Below are 17,520 nucleotides of genomic sequence, written 5' to 3' on the forward strand. Positions count from 1 at the left end.
TGACCTGCGTCTCGTCGATCGAGATAAATGAACATTGCGATCGGCTTGCTGCGCGATGACCACCGCTTTGGCTTTATGGAGTACTGGATGAAACGCTCCGCACTTGATGGCTCGCAACATACCAATTTTATCTATTTATTGCCTGGATTGCTGTTCTACGCGGCTTTTGTCTTTGGACCGATCCTCGCGGCTTTGGGTTTGAGCCTGACCAGCTGGGACGGCTTGACCATGCCCAAATGGGTTGGTTTGGGCAATTACGCCGATCTCTTTTCTGACAGTCGTTTTTATATTGCCTTGCGTAACAATGCTGAGCTTATGATCTTCTACTGTGTCCTGCCGCTGGTGCTCGGTATCGCTCTTGCTGCTTGCGTCTGGAATCTGAAGCAACGCGAACAACTCGCCCTGCGCACGTTCTTGTTCCTGCCTTATATCATGCCGACTGCCGTGTTGGGCATCATCTGGGCGTGGCTCTACAATCCTGCATTCGGCCCGTTCAATCAGTTTCTCAGAGCAGTAGGGTTAGGCGCCTTCGCACTCCCGTGGCTGGGAGATTTCAATTTTGTTCTTCCCGCCGTCGGGATCGTTGCCACCTGGTATTTCTTTGGTTTTTGTATGGTCATTTTCCTGACCGGAATCCAGCGCATCGACCCGTCTCTTTTCGACGCTGCCAAGGTCGATGGTGCTTCGGCGCGAAAAACCTTTTTCTGGATAACGCTGCCGCTTCTGTTGCCGGAAATAAGGGTGGTTTTGCTTTTGACGGTCATAGCGTCGATCAAAAGCTTCGACCTGATTTTTACAATGACCCGGGGCGGACCCGCCAACGCTACGCTCGTGCCGAATATCTACATGTATCAGCTCGGCTTCGAGCTCAATCGGTTCGGCGCCGCGGCGGCCATCGCCATTGTCGGCGCGATACTCACATTCGTAATCAACTATGCAATTCACCGATTTGTAGGATCGAAGCATAAAGGATTGGCTTGATGAGCCGTTCATCTAACATTTCCGCCGGTCCGCTATTCCTCCGCATTGTCCTCTGGCTTCTGGCATTCGTCACGATCATCCCCTTCCTGCTCCTGCTTCTAACCTCAATAAAGAGCAAGGCTGACGTTCTGCAGGGTGCATTCGCGTTGCCGGCATACCCACATTTCGAAAATTACGTCGATGCCTGGAATGCCGGACATTTCAACATTTACTTCTGGAATTCCATCATCGTTGTCATACCCGTTGTTGCTGCAAGCGTCTTTTTAGGCCTGCTGACCGGTTTTGCCTTCGCATACCTGTCATTTCCGCTGCGGCGTACGCTGTTCGCTATCCTGACCCTCGGCATGATGGTGCCGGCGGAAGCCTTCATCATCCCGCTCTATTATGAAATGCGGTATCTCGGATTGATCAATACCTATGCGGCTCTGATTGTGCCGCAGATCGCCATGTCGATTCCATTCTCAACGATCTTCCTCGCCAGCGCGATGCAGCAACTGCCGGAAGAAGTTCTCGAAGCGGCAGTTCTCGATGGCGCCGGACGCTTCTATATCCTGCGCAAGATCGTTATCCCGCTCATGGTGCCGGCAATGTCGACACTGGCGCTGTTCTTGTTCATATGGACCTGGAACGAGTTTCTCATTCCGTTCATTCTGGTCAATGACGACGCCTATCGGACGCTGCCCCTCGGCATGCTGTTTTTCCAAGGGCGTTATACCGTCAACACGCCGGTTCTGACCGCCGGCGCGGTGATCGTGATTTTCCCGCTCATCGTGACTTATCTGGTTTTCCAGCGACGGTTCATTGCTGGCCTGACGGCAGGAGCGACGAAATAGACAGCCGATGCGGTCGGCGGCAAAGTCTCACACCACTCCACGTCTTCGCTCGCGCTTGTGGCGCACTTCCAGCGCCGCGCAGCCCCAGACCGTGCCAAGCAGCAGATAGACATGGCGCCAGTGGTCGATGTCGATGACGTTGCCGATTGTCGCATGGCCGAGAATCGAGATCCAGGCGATCATCAGGAAGGGTTGCCACGGCCGGTCGAGCAGCAGGTTTCGGAAGCCGAGAGCCAGCGTCCAGAGAAGCATGCCGACATAGCTGATGAAGCCGAGCCAGCCATAGGAAGTAAGCGATTTCAGCCAGATATTGTGCTCGTCCTCGGGAAACATCGTGCCGAACACCAGCGGGCCGATGCCGAGCGGGCGCTCCATCATCATGGTGAAGCCGATCCGGTGGCGCTCGAAACGGCCGAGATGTTCGCCGTCATATTGCTGCACCAGCTGGGCGCGCGCGGAAAACAGTTCGGCGACCTTTGGGATCTGCAGCGCCACCAGCAGCGAGGCGACCAACATGATGATCGCCGCCAGCGACAGGACCAGGACTCGCAGCCGAAAAGCGCCACTGCGCTCCTTCAGCAGCATGATGAAGATCAGCAGCACCACGCCAAGCGCGAAGAGCCCCCAGGCGGCGCGGGAAAATGAGAGGAAAATGCCGAGCGCAAGCACGAGCAGGGCGGCAGCCTTCAGCGGCGATTTCTTCAGGTCGCCGACCAGGATACCGTGGACGAGATAAAGCGATGGCGGCACCAGGAAGGGACCGAAGACGTTGGGGTCCTGAAAGGCGCCCTTGGCGCGGTCGTAGAGCGTGAAGATTTCCGCGCCTGGAAAGGCATGGAAATAGCCGAGTATGCCGAGCGCGGAGGTGGCGACAGCGGCGAAGGTCCAAGCGTTGAAGATCAGCGGCAGCCGCTTGTGGCTGTCCTCGATGATTGCCGCGTAGAACACTGCCGTCAGCGCCAGGAAGGTCGACACCGCGATATACATCGGCGCCGTTGCCAGGTCCTTCATCTGCGTCAGCGACAGCATGCCGCCGATATTGAAGGTGAGCAAAAGGGCGAGCAGCGGCGCCACGCCGCGCGAAATCCGGAGGCCCAGGATGAACCAGAGGCCGATCAGCCCGGCCATCCAGAGTTCATAGGGCGCCGGCTCGTCGATCACGAAACCGGAGAGGAACACACCGAAAGCGACAAAAGCCGAGCCGATCAGGCGCAGCGTCATCCGCTGCGGTTGGGCGACACGGGGATATGTCGCCTCGATCGCGCTCAATAGGCGTTTTCCGTGTTGAGCAGCCGGATCGGCGTCAGGAACAGGATCTTGAGATCGAACCAGAGCGACCAGTTCTCGATGTAATAGAGGTCGTAGGCGGTGCGGAACTTGATCTTCTCGTCATTGTCCACTTCGCCACGCCAGCCGTTGATCTGTGCCCATCCGGTGACGCCGGGCTTGACCCGGTGGCGGGCGAAATACCCCTCGACGACATCGCCGAAGGCGCGGTCGCGCGCCTGGGCGAGAACGGCATGCGGACGCGGGCCGACGAGCGAGAGATCGCCTCTCAGCACGTTGAAAAGCTGCGGTAGTTCATCGATCGAGGTCTTGCGGATGAAGCGGCCGACGCGGGTGACGCGCGGATCGCCCTTGGTGACTGCGGCCTTGCCTGTAGGGTCGGCCATGTTGGTGTACATCGACCGAAACTTGTAGACGTTGATGATTTCGTTGTTGAAGCCGTGGCGCTTCTGCATGAAGAAGACCGGGCCTTCGGAGGTCGCCTTGATGGCGATCGCGGTCGCGACCATGATCGGCCAGAGCAACGCCAGTGCGACGATCGTGAAGAAGATGTCGAAGCCGCGCTTGGCGACGGAATCCCAGTCGCGGATCGGCTTCTTGAAAATGTCGAGCATCGGCACCGAGCCGACATGCGAATAGGCGCGCGGTCGGAAGCGCAGCCGGTTGGCATGCGCGGCAAGGCGGATATCGACCGGCAGAACCCAGAGCTTTTTCAAAAGGTCGTAGATACGGGCCTCGGCCGACAGCGGCAGGGCGATGATCAGCATGTCGATGCGCGTCAGCCGTACGAATTCGACGAGTTCGGCGACAGTGCCGAGTTTCGGATAGCCGGCGACCATGATCGGCGAGCGCTTCTCGCCGCGGTCGTCGAAGATGCCGCAGATGCGGATGTCGTTGTCGGCCTGCTGTTCGAGGACGCGGATCAGGTCCTTGGCCGGCTCGCCGCCACCGACGATGACGGCGCGGCGTTCCATGATGCCGTTGCGCGCCCAGTTGCGGATGCCGTAGGCGACGAGGAAGCGCTCGGCAGCGAGGAAGAGAGCGCCCGCAGCGAACCAGACGATATAGGCATCGACCATCGGCGATGTCGTGCCGCGAAGAAGTACGAACAGGCCGGTGGTGAGGACAAACGCGATCGTCCACGCAACGAGGATGCGCGGTATCAGCCGCAGCTTGGAGCGAAGTGCCGGAATTGTGTAGGTATCGGCAAGCTGCAGACTGATGACGGTCAAGGCCGAGGCAATCGCCGCCATGCCCGCCCGCATCAACGGGGAATCGCCGCCGTCGCCGGGGCTGAAACAATAGGTGATCAGAGCTATCGCAAAGAGCGCCAGGAATTCGAGCAGCCGCAATTGCCCGATGATGATCGTTGGCGAACGGGTTCCGTCACGGAACTGTTCGGCGATCTGCCGGGCGTAGGGGTTGATCTCAGTCGGATCAGAAGGCTTCTCCTGACCCGCTTCGCCGCGCACCTCGATGTCGGAAACCTGCTTGCGCAGTGCGTCCACGTCGAATTGATCGCCTTTTTCCAGCTTGTTCATGGGGTTTCATCGCTCGTTGTTACCCAAGCGAAATAGCAGAAAGCCCCTAAGAAATATTTACGAGGCGGCGGGCATTGCTTGGTCGGCAGCGGGATTGACCAACTCGTGGTACAATTTCAGGACATCGCGTGCCATGACGGCGGAAGAAAACACCGCCTTCACCGCTTCGGGCTTCGGCATCGTCCTGGCGTGCCAGTCGGGCGTGCTCAGCGTTTCCGCCATGACGCGGGCGAGATCATCGGAATTGCCAGGCTCCACCAGCGCCGCGCTGTCCGCGCCGAGCACCTCGGGAATGCCGCCGACACGGCTTGCGATGATCGTCTTGCCGGCGCCGAGCCCCTCGAGCACGATGTAGGGCATGGCTTCGGCGCGCGAGGGAACGACGAGGTTCTGCGCCATGGAGAAGGCTTCGTGGACCCGCATTGCCGGCAGCATGCCGATGCGTTTGCCAAGGCCGCGTTCGACCATCATCTCGCGGTAGCGGTCGCGGTCTGGTCCGTCGCCGATCATCAGCGCCGACAGTGGCCTGCCGAGCAGCCGTTCGGTCTTGGCAAAGGCATCGACAAACAGATCGGGACCCTTGAGGTCCCGAAGCATGCCCACATAGATGAAATGCACGGCATCCGAGCGGGTCGGGATCGGCTCGAAATCGCGCTCGCCGATGCCGTTGTAGATTAGTCTCGTCTTCGTCCGCGGTCGCCCGACCTTGCGCGCATAGGTGTCACGCTCGTATTCGCAGATGAAGACCAGGGCATCGGTGAAATATTCCTGCAGGCGCTCCATCCTGAGGACGAACTGTCCACTGAACGAGGAGCGCGAATAATGCAGGCTTCCGCCATGCGCGGTATAGAGGCGGGCTACGCGATACCTGTTCACCCGCAACGCTGAGCCGGCAAGTCGCGCGAGCACGCCGCCCTTGGCGCCGTGTCCGTGCAGCACATCCGGCCGCAAACTTTTGATTTTCTTGTATGTATCCCACATCGTCGCAATGTCGGACGGGCTGATCGAGCGCCGGATCGGGACGCGTGTCAGGCCGAGGGAGAGATAGGGACGGATATCGTCGAACAGGCTGTCCTCGTACTCGCCGCCGGTCGAGCTGTCGCAGAGGATGCCGATTTCATGGCCGGCCTTGCTGTGCTCCTCGACGAGATCGCGGACATGGCGGAAAATTCCGCCGACCGGTGACCTGAAGCAATGGAGGATGCGGAGCGGCTGCTGATTTGCCATCGCTCAGAAAAGCCGTTCGCGAACGTAGATCGTGTCACCTGCGATGATCGGCCCCGATATGTTGATGCGGCCGGTCAGCACCTGTCCATTGATCTTGCGGGTGACATCGACCATACGCTGGTTAGCGCGGCTGCTGAAGCCGCCGGCAACTGCGATGGCATTCTGCACCGTCATGCCGGGAACATACGCGTACTGGCCGGGCTGGCCGACTTCACCCATGATGAAGACCGAACGGTAGCGATCGACATCGATGGTGACATCGGGATCGCGAAGATAGCCTTGCTGCAGTTTCTGGGCGATCTGCCCCGAGAGTTGCTGCAGGGTTCGACCGCGGGCAGGGACCTGGCCGATGAGCGGGAAGGCGACATAGCCGGCCTGATCCACCGTATAGGTGTTGGTCAGGCTCTGCTGGTCGAAGACGGTGATGCGCAGTCGATCGCCACTGTCCAGCGCGTAGGGTTGGATGGTGGCTTCGTTGAAGGCCTTCGGCGCCGGCTTGTACGTCGTGCAGCCGCCCAGTGCTGCCGTCATGGCTGCAAGGCTCAGGGCCAAAAGGATCTTGGGCTGGACGAAAGACATCCGCTTGTGCTCACAAAAATGAACTCGGTGAAGTCGTTATCGATCCGTTAGGGTTAATGCCCGGTAAAGGGCGCCTGCAATTTCCCGGTTTCCTTGATCGATCATCGCTCATTTCTTGGCAAGCTTGTCATTAACCGTTGAGTTACCATGGTCGTTTACGCTTACGGCACCTTTGTTGTGGAGTAAGAGCATGTCCGGCGTAGCTCGTGATCAGGATGTGGACATAGACCTTGGCCAGTTGGTCCGTGCGGTCTGGGCGCGCCGTCTGCGGATTTTGACAATCACGCTCGTGGGGGCGGGCGTCGCCTTTGCCGGCGCCAAAATCATGTCGCCGCAATATCGCAGCGAAACACGCATCCTCATCGAACCCCGTGCGCCGGCCTTCGCCAGCACCCAGCAGATCAACGACGCCAGCGCCGGTCCGCTGATGGACGAACTGAACATCGCCAGCCAGGTGCAGCTTCTGCAATCGGCCGATCTCCTCAAGAAGGTCATCAACGACCTGAAGCTTTATAACCTGCCGGAATTCGACGATGCCGCCAGCGGCTCGGCGATGAGCAGTATCCTGGTGAAGCTGCATCTGAAGAAGAACCCGCTGGAGAACCCGCCGGAAGAGCGCGTCATCGACGCGTTCGTCGAACGCCTGCAGGTCTATCAGGTGCCGGGTTCACGCGTGATCGGCATTAATTTCACCTCCAAGGACCCGAAGCTCGCCGCCGCCATCCCGAACGCCATGGCGAATGTCTATCTTTCCACCCAGAGCGGCGCCAAGCTCGATTCCAACTCCGAGGCGACCCGCTGGCTGGAGCCGGAGATCGAGGGCCTGCGCCAGAAGGTCAGCGAAGCCGAAAAGAAGGTCGCCGAATATCGCACGTCGCACGGGCTGTTGCAGACGAACGGCACGACCACTTTTCCGGCCCAGCAATTGAACGATATCTCCGCCGAGCTGACCCGCGTGCGGGGCGACAAGGCCAATGCCGAGGCGCGGGCGCAGGCGGTGCGAAACGCACTGTCCTCGGGCGAGGCCTTCGATACGCTGCCGGACATCATGTCCTCACAGGCGATCCAGCGGCTGAAGGGGACGGAATCCGGCCTGCAGTCGCAGATCTCCGATCTGCAGACCAGCCTTCTCAACAACCATCCGCGGCTGAAAAGCCTGCGCGCTCAGCTCTCCGATATCCGCACCCAGATCCGTCAGGAGACGCAGAAGATCCTGGCGAGCATCGAGAATGAATCCAAGGTTGCGGATCTGAGGGCGAACGAACTGGAACGCCAGTCCGACACTGCGCAAGCCAACAGCGCCCGCGCCGGCGAGGACGAGGTCGGTCTGAATGCGCTGGAGCGCGAGGCGAACGCCCAGCGCCAGTTGCTCGAAACCTATCTGGTGCGCTACCGCGAGGCCGCCTCCCGCGCCGACAGCAATTCGAGCCCAGCGGACGCCCGTATCGTTTCCAGGGCCGTCGAGCCGGTCGATCCCTATTTCCCGAAGGTAGTGCCGATCGTCGTCGTCGCTGCCGTCGCGACGCTGATCATCAGCGCCATCGTCATCATGCTGTCCGAACTCTTCAGCGGCCGGGCGCTCCGCCCGACAGATGCGGCCCTGGAGGCAATCGAGGCAGAAGCGGTCGTCGAGGAGAAGCATGTGCCTAAGGCCGCTCCGACCGCCGCTGCCGCCAGAAAGCCCGTCCAGCCGAGCATGCTTGCCGTTGTCGCGGACGAAGAGGATGTGATCGAGGACGTGAGGGCCGCCGAGGAGGCGCCAAAGGACGAGCCGGAGGACGAGCCAGAGGACGAGAATGAATTCTCCATCGCCTCAGTTGCAGACTATCTCACCGGCAGCCGCGCACCACTTGCTATCGCAATATCTCCGACTGGTGACAATGGCTCGGCGGCGACGGTTTCGCTGACCCGCATGCTCGCCGACGCCGGCCGTCGCGTCATCCTGATCGACATGACCGGTTCCGGCTACCCCACAGAACTGATGGCCGAGGACCAGACCGCTCTCGGTGTCACCGATCTGCTTTGCGGCGAGGCCGCCTTCGGCGACACGATCCACGGCGATCGCCTTTCCGATGCCCACCTGATCCCTCAGGGCCAGAGCGACGTCCGCCGCGCCATGCGCGGTGTCGACCGGCTGTCGTTGCTGCTCGATGCACTCGCCGCCGCCTACGACCTCGTGGTGGTCGAATGCGGTTCGGCCGATGTCGCCGGCGTCTCGCGGCTGACGCGCAGCCGGGACGTCGAGATCATCCTCTCGCTGCCTGAGGTCGAGGAGACCATCTTCGTTGCGCTGATGACGGAATTCCAGGCTGCAGGCTATGGGCGCGTCGTGCTGATGTCGGGCGGCGAAGGGGTCGAGCAGACACTCGGCCGGGCTGCTTGAACGGTTAGCCGATCCGTGCCCGGATGCCCTGGGCGAATTTATAGAGCTTCGGGCGCGCCTTGATATGCGCCTTGCCGCGGGTGACGATCCGGTGTGCGGCGCCGGCGATCACACCGAACGGCGAAACCGGCAGCACCACGTCGTAGTGTGCGGTCTCGATCGGCGCCCAGGAGCGCTTGTAGGTCTGGTCGCCGAGGCCAAAATCAAAAAGCGCGATAGCCTTGCCATGCAATCCCGAAATGGTCTGCCAATAGAGGAATTCGCCGGGGCTCGTATCCGCCACGAGCTCTTCGTCGATCGCGCCGAACTGGCAGATGATGTGGTCGCCCTTGCGCGAGATGCCTGATATCGCGGCGATCTTACCCTCATGCGCGCCCTTGAGCCGGAGCACATGCATCTGCAGCCCGAAATACTGCTTGCTGTCATCCAGCTTGTCGAGCAGGCCGTGCAGGAAAGCCTGCGTTTCCCTGTTGGCGAAGACGTCGGGTAGGCCGAGGCTGGCGAAGCGGGCGCTCTTCAGGCGGAAGAAGATATCGAGCAGACCGTGTTGTTCTTCCGATGTCTCGGGAACGACATATTCGAAGCCGCCGGCCGCCTCGAGGCGCTTCGACTGAACACGAAATTTCTTGCGCCGGTTCTTGGCATTGAGCTGCTTCAGTGTGTCCTCGAAAGCGGGAAGGAACGGCAGCTGATAGGCGTGATTCTGATTCTGCACCATCGGCAGCCCCTTAAGCGGGCTCTCTCGTCCGCGCCATTCCAGCGGAATGTTCTGCAGCAGTAGCAGATCGGCCCGGCCCTTGAGCGCCTGCTGAAGCTGGCCGGCGAACTTGCCGGTATCGATGGTCCCGCCGCTTTCTGCAAAATCCTCGGAGAAAAGGCCTGTATTGATGTTGCTGTGATCGGCGGCGATGAACTTCGCGATCGCGAGCCCCCGGGACTTGACGATTTCGACCGGCAGAATGAAAGTCGTCTGGCCTGCGTGGATGCCTTTGAGGATCGCCAGCGGCCGCTGGAAAGCGCTCACCCAGGCGGCGCACCAGTCGTAGCTCTGATGGAGTGATTGGAGATTGTCGCGCTCCAGCGCCCGCCACTCATGCTCAAGCGGCTGCATCGTGTCGAAGACTTCGATGTCGATTTCAGCCATGGCGAGTTTCATGCTCAGCTGGCGCAGGCGCGAAATGGCCGTATCGGCCAGCGCGTTGTCGGACGGCTGTTCATGGACATCGAGCTTTTGCGTCTGCACGGTTTTCTCCGGTCAAGAATGCTGAACGGGAAGGTAGGTATGGCAGACGTATATTTGGTTTAACCGCATCCGATGGGCGAGGTTTTCCGCAGATCACGGTTATTCGGCCGTTAATGGCCCTAAAGCATGTCGCACAAAAGTGTGCAGCGGTTTTGCGACAACGACATGCGTAAAAACAAAGACCTAAAGCGCGACAAGCGAATCTGAAAGATCGCGACGTGCTTTAGCGCTGCGGGGGGCCGGCCATCCATTTGATGATCACCATCGCCGGCAAGACCCATAGCAGGCCGGTGAGCAGGAAGTAGAGCAGATGTCCCCACCAGGGCGCGTTGCCGAGCGTTGCCACCGCGATCGTATTCGCCACCAGCGCGTAGACGAGCACGAGCACGATGATGAGGATCGTGCCGATGAATTTGCGGAGGCGGACGGGCATCGGTTATCTCTCGGCATGGACGGGTCGAACCGGCGCGACGGCATGCCGCAAAGGTTCGGGGCTTGTTTTGCATGAGCCGGTGGGGCAAATCAACTGCCGGATAGAAGGAGACATCATGGCCGTCGCAAACCCGACCACGGAACAGGCGATCCTGAGCGAGGTGCGCAAGCAGAACCGCGACCGCCGCGCCTTGCGCCTCTGGCTCGGTTTCGTGCTTTTGGCGCTCTTCTGTCTCGTGCTCGTCGGCGGCGCCACGCGGCTGACCAATTCCGGCCTGTCAATCACGGAATGGAAGCCGATCCACGGCGTCATCCCGCCGCTGTCGGCTGCCGAATGGGAGGAGGAATTCCGCCTCTACCAGCGCATTCCCGAATTTCAGCAGCTGAACAACTCCATGACCGTCGATGAGTTCAAAGGCATCTTCTGGTGGGAATGGGCGCACCGGCTGATCGCCCGCGGCATCGGCGTGATCTTCGCGCTGCCGCTCATCTATTTCTGGCTGACGGGGCGGATCGAAAAACGTCTGCGCTGGCCGCTCGTCGGCATCCTGGCGCTCGGCGGCCTGCAGGGTTTTATCGGTTGGTGGATGGTGTCCTCGGGCCTGTCCGTCCGCACCGACGTCAGCCAGTACAGGCTCGCAACGCATCTCGTCATGGCCTGCATGATCTTTGCCGGTTGCATGTGGATCATGCGCGGTCTCTCCAGACATTCCGACGATCCGGCGCCGGCACGAAGCTCGCGCGGTTTTGCCGCCGCGATCGCCATTTTTGCGCTGTTCCAGATCTATCTTGGCGCGCTGGTGGCGGGCCTCGACGCCGGTTTTTCCTACAATACCTGGCCGCTGATGGATGGCGCCGTCATTCCCTCCGATCTGCTGATCCAGCAGCCCTTCTGGATCAATGCCTTCGAGAACCCGAAGACGGTGCAGTTCATCCATCGCATCGGCGCCTATACGCTGTTCGCACTGACGCTGATCAACATGGTGATCGCCCTTCGCGCAGCACCTTGGACCACCCATGCACGCCGAGCCGTCCTGCTCTTCGCGCTGGTTACGCTGCAGGCAGCGATCGGCATAGCCACGCTGCTGATGCAGGTGCCGCTTCACTGGGGCCTGCTACACCAGGCCGGTGCGCTTGTGGTTTTCGGCTTCGCCGTCGCCAACTGGCGCGGCTTTTACGGCGAATATCCGCACGGGACGATGATCGCCGAACGCGACTGAAGCGAGCGGCTTCTCGGGGGTGGATCTACCGTAGCACGCTGTCGAGCAGCGGCATGCCGATGATCGCGGCGGCGGCGATCAGGATGTAGCAGGCGATGCGGAAGGTCCGCTCCTCGGCAAGCCCGAACAGTTTCGAGCCGCCGTAGAGCCCGACCGCATAAGTCGGCAGGATGACGGCGGTGAGCGCGAAGACGGCAGGCACGAACAGTCCGCCGACATAATAGCTGATGGCGCTGAAGACAGACGAGATCGAGAAATAGAGAACGACATTCGCCCTGACGCGGGTGAAGTCGCTTTTGCCGCCAAGCCAGTAGGCGACGACCGGCGGTCCGCCGAGCTGCGCGGCGCCGCTGAAAAGCCCGGCGATCAGGCCGACGCCGCTGGTGAGCGGTGCGGACGCCTCCCCGTGATAGCGCCATCCCGATACCAGTAGCGCAAGCAGGCAGATGGCGATGATCGTGATACTCCAGCGCAAGAGCATCGGGTCGAGCAGCGCCAGCATCGCCGTGCCGGCCGGCACTCCAAGGGCGGCCCCCGCCGCCATGACGAAGACCTCGGGTCGGTTGGCGCCGCGCCAGGCGGAAGGGATCATCCCAAGCGCCGCAATGCCGTCGATGACGAGCAGGATCGGCGAGATCAGCTTCGGCCCGACGATCGCGCCGCCGAGCGGAATGAAGATCAATGCGGCGCCAAAGCCCGAAAAGCCGCGGGCAAGCCCGGCGATGAAGGCAAACGTCATCAGCGCATAGATGCCATGATCGGGCAGGGCGGCGGCAAACCATGCGCTTACGCCAGCGATAAGCGCATCGAGCGTCATGACGTCAGGCTCCGTGATTCGGGATTGGCAGCGAGGAGGGTCTCGCTCTCATAGCCCAATCATCATCGATGATCGAGCCGAAAGCCATGCAACGGCCGCCGAGGCAAACGGCCGCTAGAAAGATCATGATGAAGACATCGACACAAGCTCAAGCGGCATCCACGCGGCTGCCGGTCGCGCCTCACGACGCGAGCATCAGGTCCATGTTCTGCACAGCAGCGCCCGAGGCACCCTTGCCGAGATTGTCGAGCAGAGCCACAAGGTTCACCTGCGATGCACCTGATGTGCCGAAGACGAAGAGCTTCATCGTGTCCTTGCCTTCGAGCTCGACGGCGTTGATGCGGGGCAAGGCCTTGCTTTCGGCCAGCGGCACGACACTGACAATATCCTGGCCGGCATAATGGGCGACGAGTGCGGCATGAATGCTTTCCATCGTCGTGCCCTCGGCGAGATCGTCGAGATGCAGCGGCACCTGTACGATCATGCCCTGCGCGAACTTGCCGACCGACGGCGAGAAGATCGGTGCGCGATCGAGCAAGCCGTGCACGGTCATCTCGGGCACGTGTTTATGGGTGAGCGGCAGGCCGTAGAGGAAATGCGGCGCGGTGATCGCATCCGGGTGATCCGGGTTTTCCATCTGCGCGATCATCTGCTTGCCGCCGCCGGTATAGCCGGAGACCGCGTTGACCGTGATCGGATAGCCGTCCGGCAGAATGCCGGCGGCGCGCAGCGGCCGGATGAGGCCGATCGCTCCCGTGGGATAGCAGCCGGGATTGGCAACGAAACGGGCGGCCCTGATCCTGTCGGCCTGCGCACCGTCCATTTCGGCAAAGCCATAGGCCCAGCCGGGATTGACGCGGAAGGCGGTCGAGGTGTCGATGACGCGCACATTGTTGTTGGCTGAAACCATCTGCACCGCTTCCTTCGACGCATCGTCGGGCAGGCAGAGAATGGCGATATCGGCGCTGTTCAGCATGTCCTCGCGCATGGCGGCGTTGCGCCGCTCTGCTTCGGGTATGGACAGAAGCTCGACATCGTGGCGGCCGGCCATGCGCGTGCGGATCTGCAGACCCGTCGTGCCGTGTTCGCCGTCGATGAAGATTTTCGGTGCCATGTTAAACCTGCGCTTTCAATGGGTTCTGAAGGTTTCCGGATTCAGTTTGAGGATAATAGGTCAGCCTTGTGACACGGCGATGGCGCGTCGCTCCGCATGAAGCCCCAGCATATACATTGCGACCGTTGCCCCCGCAATGGCGGTGATATCGGCATGATCGTAGGGCGGCGATACCTCGACGATGTCGGCGCCGCGGATATCGAGCTGGTGCAGACGCTGCAGCACCGAGAGGATCTTGGCGCTCGACGGTCCGCCTGAAACCGGCGTGCCGGTGCCCGGCGCAAAGGCAGGATCGAGGCAATCGATATCGAAGGTGAGATAGGCCGGCGCCCCGCGCGTATGGGAGATGATCGCCGAGGCGATATCGCTGGCGCTCATCTCCTCGACTTGGTGACCGTAGAGAATATTGACGCCGCAATCCTCCGGCGCATGGGTGCGGATGCCGATCTGGATCGAGCGGTCGGGATCGATGATGCCCTCGCGGGCGGCCCGCGCCACGAAAGAGCCATGGTCGATGCGACGTTCCTCGTCGAACCAGGTGTCCTGATGGGCGTCGAACTGCACGAGCGCCAGCGGCCCATGTTTTGCCACATGGGCTTTCAGCAGCGGCCAGGTGACGTAATGATCGCCGCCGAGCGTCAGCAGGAAGGCACCGCTGTCGAGAATGACATTCGCCTGGCGTTCGATAGCGGCTGGGGTGTCTTGATGATTGCCATAATCGAGCAGGCAATCGCCGTAGTCGATCACCGCCATTTCCGCGAAGAGGTCGCGGTTGAAGGGATATTGCGCATCATTGTCGAAGATCGCCGAGGCGCGCCGGATCGCCTGTGGCCCGAAACGTGTGCCCGGCCTGTTCGAGGTCGCGGCATCGAAGGGAATGCCCCAGACGGCGACGTCGACGCCGGCGAGCTCCTTGGTGAAGCGGCGGCGCATGAAGGACAGTGCGCCGGCAAAGGTCGGGTCGCTGGCGGCGGAAGTGAGGCTGGTCGCGGTGAAGGCGTGGTCAATTGATCTGTTCGCCAAGTCATGCTCCTTTTTTCGGTCGCAAAACCATAGTCGCGTTCGATGCGGACGCTGCATTGCATGATCGCCGTTGACGTGAGGATGTCGAGCGGCGGTTCTCTCGCGAAGGAATTGGCCGATCCCCCACGCGCAGAAAGGGGTAGGCGAGGTGCGGACAGATTTCAAGCAATCGTTCGGACGACGGCCGCTCGTTATCGTCGAGCGACCGTCATTCGCTCGTCTGCCTATCGGGCCGGCTTCCGAAGGCACCACAACCCAACCAGCGTTGTCAGCGCGGTCGCTGAGACATAGCCCGCGAGCGGCCAGGCGCTGTCACTGCCGAGCAGAATCACGAAGAAGGTTCCGGCAATGCCGACGATGATGCTCGCGACGCAGGAATAGAGCGCGACCGCCGTCCCGGCCGTGTCGCCAAAGGCGTCGAGCGCGCCGTTGGCGGTGACCGCCGTCGCAACGACGATGCCGATCGCGATGATCCACATCGGCACGACGAAGCTGACGAGGGAAGGCTGCAGAAGCAGCTCTCCAAAGGCAAGCAGCACGGCGCCGAAAAGCAGCATTGCCATGCCTCTGGCAAGGCTGCCTGCAATGCCCCAGCGCATGACGAAGCGTTTGGCGAAACGCGCCGTCACGATCATCACCAGCGCCACCGTGGCAAAGACGACGCTGAAGCCGATGCCGGAGAAACCCGCTCTATCGATCAGGACACGGGGTGCCGTCGAGAAGAAGACGAAGAAGGCGCCCATCGCCGTGCTGAAGCCGCCCGTATAAACCCAGAAGGGAAGGCTTGTAAGGATCGGGCGGAGAGCGATCTTCGCCGTGACGGCAGGGCGGGTTTCGTGCCACCGCATGCCGGCGTTGAAAAGAGTGGCAACCGAAAGGAGGCCGATGACGAGGAAGATGGCGCGCCAGCCGAAGCGATCCGCGATCAGGGCTCCGATGATCGGGCCGAGTGCGGGCACGAAAGAGAGGATGGAGCCGAGAAGGCTATAGATCGTGCTGCTTTCGGGACGCCCGGCGTAGACGTCACGCACTGTGGCGAAAGTTGCGACGAGGGTCGCCGACGCGCCGACTGCCTGCAGCAATCTCAAGACCATAAAGATCGGCGCCGACGAGGAGCCGGCAAGCAGGAAGGATGAAGCGGCAAAGAGTGCAGCACCTCCAAGCAGGACGGGCCGTCGTCCGACAATATCGGAAATTGGGCCGAAGACCATTTGGCCGACACCGAGCACGAGCATGTAGAGGCTGAGGGTCAGTTGGATGACGGACGGCGAAGTGCCGAGCGCCTCCGGCATGACCGGCACGATCGGCAGATAGATATCCATGGCAAGCGAAGCCAGGATGTCGAACGGTGCCATCAGCAGCAAGGCTGCCGGCAGGGAATAGGTCCAGGGCTGGATTTTGGGATAAGACATGGGAAAGAACCCGCTCAAATGATTTCATTCGGCGGCGATCTGTCTCTTCATCAGTATCGGGATTGGCCGGACAGACGCCGCAACAACAGGGCAGAGTTGTTGCGGCCTATTTGTCTGCGGACTTGGTTGTTCCCATGATTCGACCCGTAAATGTGGCTTCGCTCATTCCCGAAGCGCTTTGCCAAGTCTCTACCAGCAGAGCTGGAATGCGACAATGGCATGCCGGCACGCTTCCGATTGGTTTAAACAGCGCAAAACAAAAAGGCCGGGTTGCCCCGGCCTTCGTAAATTCCGTCTGTCCGAAGCGATTAACGCTTGGAGAACTGGAACGAGCGGCGGGCCTTTGCCTTGCCGTACTTCTTGCGTTCGACGACGCGGCTGTCGCGGGTCAGGAAGCCACCCTTCTTCAGCACCGCGCGAAGGCCCGGTTCGAAGTAGGTGAGCGCCTTGGACAGACCGTGGCGAACCGCACCGGCCTGGCCGGACAGGCCGCCGCCGGCAACGGTTGCGACGATGTCGAACTGGCCGTCGCGGGCAGCCGCGACGATCGGCTGACGCAGAATCATCTGCAGCACCGGACGGGCGAAATATTCCGCGAATTCCTTGCCGTTGACGATGATCTTGCCGGAGCCCGGCTTGACCCAGACGCGGGCGACGGCGTTCTTGCGCTTGCCGGTCGCGTAGGAGCGGCCGAGCGAATCGACCTTGCGGACGTGGGCCGGAGCAGCAGCTTCGGAAGCTGTGCCGAGATCCTTCAGGGAGGAGAGGTCAGCCATATCAGGCGCTCCTTACGTTCTTTTTGTTGAGCGCGGCAACGTCGAGGGCGACCGGCTGCTGGGCTTCATGGGGATGGTTGGAGCCGGCGTAAACGCGCAGGTTCTTCATCTGGCGACGGCCGAGCGGGCCACGCGGAACCATACGTTCGACGGCCTTTTCGAGGACGCGCTCCGGGAAGCGGCCTTCGATGATCTGGCGTGCGCTGCGTTCCTTGATGCCGCCGGCATAACCGGTGTGCCAGTAGTAGACCTTGTCGGAATACTTCTTGCCGGTGAAAACGACCTTGTCGGCATTGATGACAATGACGTTGTCGCCGTCATCAACGTGAGGCGTGAAGGTTGCCTTGTGCTTGCCGCGCAGGCGCATAGCGATGATGGAAGCAAGACGGCCAACGACCAGCCCTTCGGCGTCGATGATCACCCACTTCTTCTCCACCTCTGCAGGCTTCTGGGAGAAGGTTGCCATAGTGAATACTCTCTTTTGGGACCCTTGGCCCGAGGGCTTGAAGGGCGTTTCTTGTTGCTTGGATTGGCAGGCTAAAGGCATGCCAAAAAGAAAGCAGCCCGGACAGGCTGCGTTCTGGTGCTGTGTATAAAGGGAATGGGACATCGGGTCAATATCGACTTCCCGAAGGTTTGGAAAAATCTTTAA

16 protein-coding genes are annotated in these 17,520 nt (G+C 60.9%); 4 read left to right on the forward strand and 12 right to left on the reverse strand.

Features of this window, described 5'->3' with window-relative positions; all coding sequences use genetic code 11:
- The first annotated feature begins 87 nt into the window (after positions 1–87).
- Together C3Y91_RS26510 and C3Y91_RS26515 are read left to right on the forward strand one after the other, a co-directional pair.
- Entirely contained in the window at positions 88–981 is an 894-nt protein-coding gene (locus C3Y91_RS26510; RefSeq protein ID WP_130665472.1) for a carbohydrate ABC transporter permease, read from the forward strand.
- Complete coding sequence (locus C3Y91_RS26515; RefSeq protein ID WP_020397377.1) at positions 981–1,814, forward strand: carbohydrate ABC transporter permease; 834 nt, start codon at positions 981–983, stop codon at positions 1,812–1,814. Before C3Y91_RS26510 ends, C3Y91_RS26515 begins: the two co-directional genes overlap by 1 nt.
- Before the next feature lie 27 nt (positions 1,815–1,841).
- Here C3Y91_RS26515 and C3Y91_RS26520 read toward each other — a convergent pair whose 3' ends face one another.
- Genes C3Y91_RS26520 through C3Y91_RS26535 form a run of 4 tightly spaced genes read right to left on the reverse strand, consistent with a single transcriptional unit; the run spans position 1,842 to position 6,448 of the window.
- A complete protein-coding gene (locus C3Y91_RS26520) occupies positions 1,842–3,083 on the reverse strand; it encodes an O-antigen ligase family protein (protein ID WP_130763426.1) in 1,242 nt (413 codons plus the stop codon).
- Positions 3,080–4,642 carry an undecaprenyl-phosphate glucose phosphotransferase gene (locus tag C3Y91_RS26525; protein ID WP_024321141.1) on the reverse strand — a complete coding sequence of 521 codons (1,563 nt, stop codon included), beginning with the start codon at positions 4,640–4,642 and terminating at the stop codon, positions 3,080–3,082. The genes C3Y91_RS26520 and C3Y91_RS26525 overlap by 4 nt, the downstream gene beginning before the upstream one ends.
- 57 nt (positions 4,643–4,699) lie before the next feature.
- Positions 4,700–5,869: a glycosyltransferase gene (locus C3Y91_RS26530; protein ID WP_130655164.1), complete on the reverse strand. Its 1,170-nt coding sequence runs from the start codon at positions 5,867–5,869 to the stop codon at positions 4,700–4,702.
- Between the two features lie 3 nt (positions 5,870–5,872).
- Complete coding sequence (locus C3Y91_RS26535; RefSeq protein ID WP_018069433.1) at positions 5,873–6,448, reverse strand: polysaccharide biosynthesis/export family protein; 576 nt, start codon at positions 6,446–6,448, stop codon at positions 5,873–5,875.
- Between the two features lie 190 nt (positions 6,449–6,638).
- Here C3Y91_RS26535 and C3Y91_RS26540 point away from each other — a divergent pair, with 190 nt between their 5' ends.
- Complete coding sequence (locus C3Y91_RS26540) at positions 6,639–8,831, forward strand: GumC family protein (protein WP_130763428.1); 2,193 nt, start codon at positions 6,639–6,641, stop codon at positions 8,829–8,831.
- Positions 8,832–8,835: 4 nt separating this feature from the next.
- Here the strand turns inward: C3Y91_RS26540 and C3Y91_RS26545 are convergent, their stop codons facing one another.
- Both C3Y91_RS26545 and C3Y91_RS26550 read right to left on the reverse strand, forming a co-directional pair.
- Positions 8,836–10,074 (reverse strand): GNAT family N-acetyltransferase, encoded by a 1,239-nt coding sequence (locus C3Y91_RS26545; RefSeq protein WP_130763429.1) that lies wholly within the window; start codon positions 10,072–10,074, stop codon positions 8,836–8,838.
- Positions 10,075–10,297: 223 nt separating this feature from the next.
- Entirely contained in the window at positions 10,298–10,507 is a 210-nt protein-coding gene (locus C3Y91_RS26550; protein WP_018483581.1) for a DUF2842 domain-containing protein, read from the reverse strand.
- Positions 10,508–10,622: 115 nt separating this feature from the next.
- On the opposite strand from C3Y91_RS26550, the gene C3Y91_RS26555 reads away from it, so the two are divergent.
- Entirely contained in the window at positions 10,623–11,726 is a 1,104-nt protein-coding gene (locus C3Y91_RS26555; RefSeq protein WP_168576024.1) for a COX15/CtaA family protein, read from the forward strand.
- A 25-nt stretch (positions 11,727–11,751) separates the two neighbouring features.
- On the opposite strand, the gene C3Y91_RS26560 is transcribed toward C3Y91_RS26555, so the two are convergent.
- From C3Y91_RS26560 to rplM, 6 genes are all read right to left on the reverse strand, one after another.
- A complete protein-coding gene (locus C3Y91_RS26560; protein WP_130763976.1) occupies positions 11,752–12,543 on the reverse strand; it encodes a sulfite exporter TauE/SafE family protein in 792 nt (263 codons plus the stop codon).
- 181 nt (positions 12,544–12,724) lie between these two features.
- Complete coding sequence (gene argC, locus C3Y91_RS26565) at positions 12,725–13,657, reverse strand: N-acetyl-gamma-glutamyl-phosphate reductase (protein ID WP_130763431.1); 933 nt, start codon at positions 13,655–13,657, stop codon at positions 12,725–12,727.
- Between the two features lie 60 nt (positions 13,658–13,717).
- Entirely contained in the window at positions 13,718–14,680 is a 963-nt protein-coding gene (gene speB, locus C3Y91_RS26570) for an agmatinase (RefSeq protein ID WP_130763432.1), read from the reverse strand.
- 224 nt (positions 14,681–14,904) lie between these two features.
- On the reverse strand, positions 14,905–16,092 hold the full coding sequence (gene cml / locus C3Y91_RS26575; RefSeq protein WP_168576025.1) for a CmlA/FloR family chloramphenicol efflux MFS transporter: 1,188 nt from the start codon (positions 16,090–16,092) through the stop codon (positions 14,905–14,907).
- Between the two features lie 308 nt (positions 16,093–16,400).
- A complete protein-coding gene (rpsI, locus tag C3Y91_RS26580; protein WP_018069442.1) occupies positions 16,401–16,868 on the reverse strand; it encodes a 30S ribosomal protein S9 in 468 nt (155 codons plus the stop codon).
- 1 nt (position 16,869) lies between these two features.
- Positions 16,870–17,334 (reverse strand): 50S ribosomal protein L13, encoded by a 465-nt coding sequence (gene rplM, locus C3Y91_RS26585; RefSeq protein ID WP_018069443.1) that lies wholly within the window; start codon positions 17,332–17,334, stop codon positions 16,870–16,872.
- Between the last annotated feature and the right edge of the window lie 186 nt (positions 17,335–17,520).

Source organism: Rhizobium ruizarguesonis, assembly GCF_012349115.1.
GTDB lineage: Bacteria > Pseudomonadota > Alphaproteobacteria > Rhizobiales > Rhizobiaceae > Rhizobium > Rhizobium ruizarguesonis.

What these genes read in the sequence shown, in the direction of transcription:
- C3Y91_RS26550 (WP_018483581.1), bottom strand. Translation starts at nt 10,507, where the DNA reads ATGCCCGTCCGCCTCCGCAAATTCATCGGCACGATCCTCATCATCGTG.
- rplM (WP_018069443.1), bottom strand. Translation starts at nt 17,334, where the DNA reads ATGGCAACCTTCTCCCAGAAGCCTGCAGAGGTGGAGAAGAAGTGGGTG.
- rpsI (WP_018069442.1), bottom strand. Translation starts at nt 16,868, where the DNA reads ATGGCTGACCTCTCCTCCCTGAAGGATCTCGGCACAGCTTCCGAAGCT.
- cml (WP_168576025.1), bottom strand. Translation starts at nt 16,092, where the DNA reads ATGTCTTATCCCAAAATCCAGCCCTGGACCTATTCCCTGCCGGCAGCC.
- C3Y91_RS26510 (WP_130665472.1), top strand. Translation starts at nt 88, where the DNA reads ATGAAACGCTCCGCACTTGATGGCTCGCAACATACCAATTTTATCTAT.
- argC (WP_130763431.1), bottom strand. Translation starts at nt 13,657, where the DNA reads ATGGCACCGAAAATCTTCATCGACGGCGAACACGGCACGACGGGTCTG.
- C3Y91_RS26525 (WP_024321141.1), bottom strand. Translation starts at nt 4,642, where the DNA reads ATGAACAAGCTGGAAAAAGGCGATCAATTCGACGTGGACGCACTGCGC.
- C3Y91_RS26515 (WP_020397377.1), top strand. Translation starts at nt 981, where the DNA reads ATGAGCCGTTCATCTAACATTTCCGCCGGTCCGCTATTCCTCCGCATT.
- C3Y91_RS26555 (WP_168576024.1), top strand. Translation starts at nt 10,623, where the DNA reads ATGGCCGTCGCAAACCCGACCACGGAACAGGCGATCCTGAGCGAGGTG.
- C3Y91_RS26560 (WP_130763976.1), bottom strand. Translation starts at nt 12,543, where the DNA reads ATGACGCTCGATGCGCTTATCGCTGGCGTAAGCGCATGGTTTGCCGCC.
- C3Y91_RS26540 (WP_130763428.1), top strand. Translation starts at nt 6,639, where the DNA reads ATGTCCGGCGTAGCTCGTGATCAGGATGTGGACATAGACCTTGGCCAG.
- C3Y91_RS26530 (WP_130655164.1), bottom strand. Translation starts at nt 5,869, where the DNA reads ATGGCAAATCAGCAGCCGCTCCGCATCCTCCATTGCTTCAGGTCACCG.
- C3Y91_RS26535 (WP_018069433.1), bottom strand. Translation starts at nt 6,448, where the DNA reads ATGTCTTTCGTCCAGCCCAAGATCCTTTTGGCCCTGAGCCTTGCAGCC.